This window comes from Aquiflexum sp., assembly GCF_041749095.1.
Lineage (GTDB): Bacteria > Bacteroidota > Bacteroidia > Cytophagales > Cyclobacteriaceae > Aquiflexum.
In genome coordinates this window covers 1-4,093 of sequence record NZ_JBGTCA010000382.1, presented here as the reverse complement: position 1 = coordinate 4,093, position 4,093 = coordinate 1, and the positions used below count along the sequence as shown (strand labels likewise).

The following is a 4,093-nucleotide window of genomic DNA, read 5'->3' as shown; positions in this document are numbered from 1 at the left end:
TGATGAAGGTTTTGTCAAGGTGGTGTTCAATTCTACAGCTAAGACAGGTACCCAAGCACCTACAGTAACCATTCAGGCAAATACAAGCCCAAATGTTACAAGATTGAGGTTGAAGGGCAATGTGACGCCGAAATTAGCCGGAGCTAATCCAAGTCAACTCGGTCCAGTTAAAAAATAATATATGAAACTTTGGATTTTACTTCAGGCGGAAGGTGGCGCTGGAATTATGGGACAAGTGTTCCTTTTCGGCTCGATCATTCTGATTATGTACTTTTTCATGATCAGGCCTCAACAAAAAAAACAAAAAGAAACTAAAAATTTTCTGGAGTCCATCAAAAAAGGAGATAGTGTAGTAACTATAGGAGGAATCCATGGAAAAATCTATTCAATCGAAGGAGACACCCTGACACTTGAACTGGACAAAGGATTTAAAATTAAAGTTGAGAAATCAGCCGTATCGACCGATTTCACAAAAAAAGCTATAGGAACCAAATAAAAAACACCTTGGCCAAGCTTAAAAAATTCTTTACCAATCTTAATCCACAGAGAATCTCAAATTTTAAAGTGGCGGCGCTATGTTTCATGGCAGCCGCCACTTTTTGGGCTTTAAATGCCTTGAATAAAGATAATTATACTACGGTAATCGATTTTCCAATAGAAATCATTTTTGATGAAAATGAATTCCGTGCCGTCGAAAATCTACCGGACAGGATCAAATTGGAAATCAATGGCAACGGATGGGATTTATTGAGAAAATATTTCAAGGTCAATGAATCCTCTTTTTTGATTGAAATCAACAACCCCTCCACCAAGGATTATTTACTCACCTCAGAAATTAGACGTGGAATTTCAGAATCTTTGAGTCCGACAAATTTGTCCACCATTTTGACAGATACGGTTAAATTCCGTATTGACAAGATAGTGACCCGAAAAATCAAAATTCAAGCTGACACAGCCTCAAATCCTTTAGCTAAAAACTTTAGATTGATAAGTCCGATCGAAATTGATCCTTCGGTGGTCAGCATCAAAGGCCCAACATCGATACTTCAGAAGCTTGATGGTGTGTTGAAAGTTGACCTCAAAGAAAATAAAATCAACAAAAACTTCAATAAAATACTTACCCTTGACCTCCCGGATAGCCTGAAGAAATTTCTTGAACTGGAGGAAGAAAGTGTACATGTTCGCTTTGAGCTGATTCAAATGCTTGAAGGAAATAAAAGACTCAAGCTTAAACTTGAAAACTTCCCCAACAATGTCAGTTTGGTTCAACAACCCGGTACCATCATCATGTCCTATTTGATAGATGAAAGAAAGCTTGAAGACCTTAAGGCTTTGGAATTTGAAGCAATATTGAACTATAATAACCGCAACCGTCAGGATAGCACCATCAACGTACAGGTAATTCCAAGACCGTCATATCTTGAGAAAATCAAGTTTGAGCCGGAAGTATTGAAACTGAAGTATGATTAGAAATAAACCACTTCTCGTCGGCCTTACAGGAGGGATTGGTTCAGGTAAATCAACCGTTGCAAAAATATTCACCATTTTGGGCATACCGATTTATTATGCTGATGACAGGGCCAAATGGCTGATGGCTTTTAATGAAGAATTGAAAAAACAAATTATTTCCCATTTTGGACCAGAAAGCTACACCGAAGATAGGAAGCTAAACAGGAATTATCTGGCCGGGACTGTTTTCAGTGATGAGGAAAAAGTCAAAACCATTAACAGTCTGGTCCATCCTGCTGTGAAAAAGGATTTTGAAAGTTGGACTTCTCAGCAGGACTCCCCGTATGTTTTAAAGGAGGCCGCTTTACTTTTTGAAACCGGGTCTTTCAGGGAACTGGATAAAACCATTAATGTCAGTGCTCCTTTGAAAATAAGAGTTACGAGGGTTTTGTTACGCGACCCCCACAGAACTGAAAAGCAGGTGAATGATATTATTGACAAGCAGATCCCTGATGAAGAAAAAAATCTAAAGGCAGATTATGTGATCAAAAACGCTGACAACAAATTGTTGATTCCTCAGGTCCAGCAAATACACCATGAATTATTGGGGCAACAAACCTGAATTTTTTCAAAGACTAAATTGAATCTGATCCAAGTAAAACTTCATTCTCGTGTGTTGGCGATTCAAAAAGTCAATGTTGTCTATTTTATCCAATTTATGGTTGTAAAAAACCTCGATATATTCATTATGGAGTAAGTACAGATTGACTTTATGGGTATAGTACCTTATTCCCACCACAAAAGTCCCTTCTGCGTAGAGCATTTGGATTTTTTTATTTAAAGATAATTTTCTGAAATCTTCCTTGCTCATTTTGCTAATTTTGACAGCTCCATTTCTGAAGCAATATAACCAAAAGCAGACCAATTTCCACTCTTGAGGACATTTTCAAAAACCGTTATGGCCATAACAGTATCTCCTTTGGCAAGGTAGTGATTTCCCAGACCATAGCCTTGGGTAACATATTGCAAACTTTGGTCAGTTTTACCGGATTTAACATTCAACAGGGATTCAGGGCTTAACCTCCCTTGGTACATCAAAATCCTTTTGAAGTAAGCATCATTTTCAATAATGGTCATCTTCGGATTTACAGATTCGATTATTTTCAATGCTTCATCTTTTCTTCCCAACTTGACCAAGGTCATGTAGTACCAATCCAAAGTCGCTATTATCAGATCATCATTGTCGGATACGGTAAGACAGTTTTTATATGCCTCCAATGCATTTTCCCAATCACCCTTTAAATAATAGGCCAAACCCAAATGGTACCATACATTAAATTGAACATTGGAAAGCGGTATATTCAATTTGTTGGGCATTCCATCCTGTTCGATTTTAAGATCTGTACCTTTCATCAAATCCACAGCTTTCACAAAATCCGCTATGGCATTGTCAAATTCCCTAGTGGAAATATACCGATGGCCACGGTGCCGCAAGGGCTCAAAAGCTTTTGGATATTCTTTGATTGCCTTGGAGAAGGTTCTAATCGCCAGGTCATATCTTGCCAAATAACCTTCTCTCCTGCCAATCCAGATCAAATTGTCCAAATTGGGGTTTTCATCAAATTCAGCTTCCGCTTCATGCAGTTTTTTGATTTGTTCACCTTGCGATACAGAATCCACGGATGTAATCAATGAATCACCCAACAATCCCATACCCTGAAAAACCTCCTCATTGGAAGCAACATAATTGTTTTTTTCAGCCCTTTTTTGGGCTCGGTCAGACTGACAGGAACTGAAAACCAAAAAGATCAATGCCAAATAAAAATGGGAAACCCTCATAATAATTATTATATAGTTAGATATTTTTTTGAATCCATATTTTAGGTATGTATTATTGAAGATAAAAATATTCCTGTCAAAAATGAAGACAAAACCTGGGCAAATTTTCAATCCCCGATTTTTATTGATCCTGATTACAGTTATCATTCCCATTTTTTTCTCCTCATGTTCCTCGACCAAAAAAATCCGGAATCAAAATATTAATAAAGTGTTGGACACTGCCCGCTCTTACAGGGGCACTCCTTACAGATTTGGAGGGACAACACGGTCAGGAATTGATTGCTCTGCATTGATTTACTATTCTTTCCAACCTGCCGGTATCAACATGCCCAGGACCTCTGAAGCACAAAGTAAAATGGGAAAAAAAGTCAATGGAAAAAGCCTTTCAAAAGGTGACCTGGTGTTTTTCTCTACCGGCAAAAGCCCCAGGAAAGTATCCCATGCAGGGATAGTAACCGATACCTCAAGAGGGAGGATTATTTTCATCCACTCTTCGACATCACTTGGTGTCACTGAGGACAATCTTGACAATTCCTATTGGAGTAAGGCGTTTAGGTTTGGGAGGAGGATTTTATAGTTCAATGGATTCAAATCTTCTCGGTTTTTGGCGGAAGGCCAAATTCTCTATTTACATTATTACGGCCAAAAACCGGTGATGCTTTGTTCTCTAATTACCAGGATTTCGTTCCTCATCCGGGGTTATTGAAAAGTTTGACCCTTTCAGGGTCATTTCTTAACACAAATCTTCCCTGAATGACCCTGAAATGCCTGTCCCGAAATCGGGAGGCCTAACCTTGAATAGCCC

7 protein-coding genes are annotated in these 4,093 nt (G+C 38.5%); 5 read left to right on the top strand and 2 right to left on the bottom strand.

All coding sequences use genetic code 11. The features are described from left to right. The 4 genes from ACEW8O_RS17425 to coaE all read left to right on the top strand — a co-directional run. On the top strand, nt 1-178 hold a 178-nt coding region (locus ACEW8O_RS17425; protein ID WP_373495905.1), incomplete at its 5' end, for a DUF1573 domain-containing protein. Nucleotides 179-181: 3 nt separating this feature from the next. Continuing rightward, nucleotides 182-496: a preprotein translocase subunit YajC gene (gene yajC, locus ACEW8O_RS17420; RefSeq protein WP_373495904.1), complete on the top strand. Its 315-nt coding sequence runs from the start codon at nt 182-184 to the stop codon at nt 494-496. A gap of 8 nt (nt 497-504) precedes the next feature. Next, nucleotides 505-1,470 carry a YbbR-like domain-containing protein gene (locus ACEW8O_RS17415; RefSeq protein WP_373495903.1) on the top strand — a complete coding sequence of 322 codons (966 nt, stop codon included), beginning with the start codon at nt 505-507 and terminating at the stop codon, nt 1,468-1,470. Next, a complete protein-coding gene (coaE, locus tag ACEW8O_RS17410) occupies nt 1,463-2,071 on the top strand; it encodes a dephospho-CoA kinase (protein ID WP_373495902.1) in 609 nt (202 codons plus the stop codon). The genes ACEW8O_RS17415 and coaE overlap by 8 nt, the downstream gene beginning before the upstream one ends. A gap of 6 nt (nt 2,072-2,077) precedes the next feature. On the opposite strand, the gene ACEW8O_RS17405 is transcribed toward coaE, so the two are convergent. Continuing rightward, nucleotides 2,078-2,320 carry a hypothetical protein gene (locus ACEW8O_RS17405; RefSeq protein ID WP_373495901.1) on the bottom strand — a complete coding sequence of 81 codons (243 nt, stop codon included), beginning with the start codon at nt 2,318-2,320 and terminating at the stop codon, nt 2,078-2,080. After that, nucleotides 2,317-3,288, bottom strand: a complete 972-nt coding sequence (locus tag ACEW8O_RS17400; RefSeq protein ID WP_373495900.1) for a tetratricopeptide repeat protein — start codon at nt 3,286-3,288, stop codon at nt 2,317-2,319. The genes ACEW8O_RS17405 and ACEW8O_RS17400 overlap by 4 nt, the downstream gene beginning before the upstream one ends. Before the next feature lie 82 nt (nt 3,289-3,370). Between ACEW8O_RS17400 and ACEW8O_RS17395 the strand changes: the two genes are divergently transcribed. Beyond that, complete coding sequence (locus ACEW8O_RS17395; RefSeq protein ID WP_373495899.1) at nt 3,371-3,865, top strand: C40 family peptidase; 495 nt, start codon at nt 3,371-3,373, stop codon at nt 3,863-3,865. Nucleotides 3,866-4,093 lie beyond the last annotated feature (228 nt).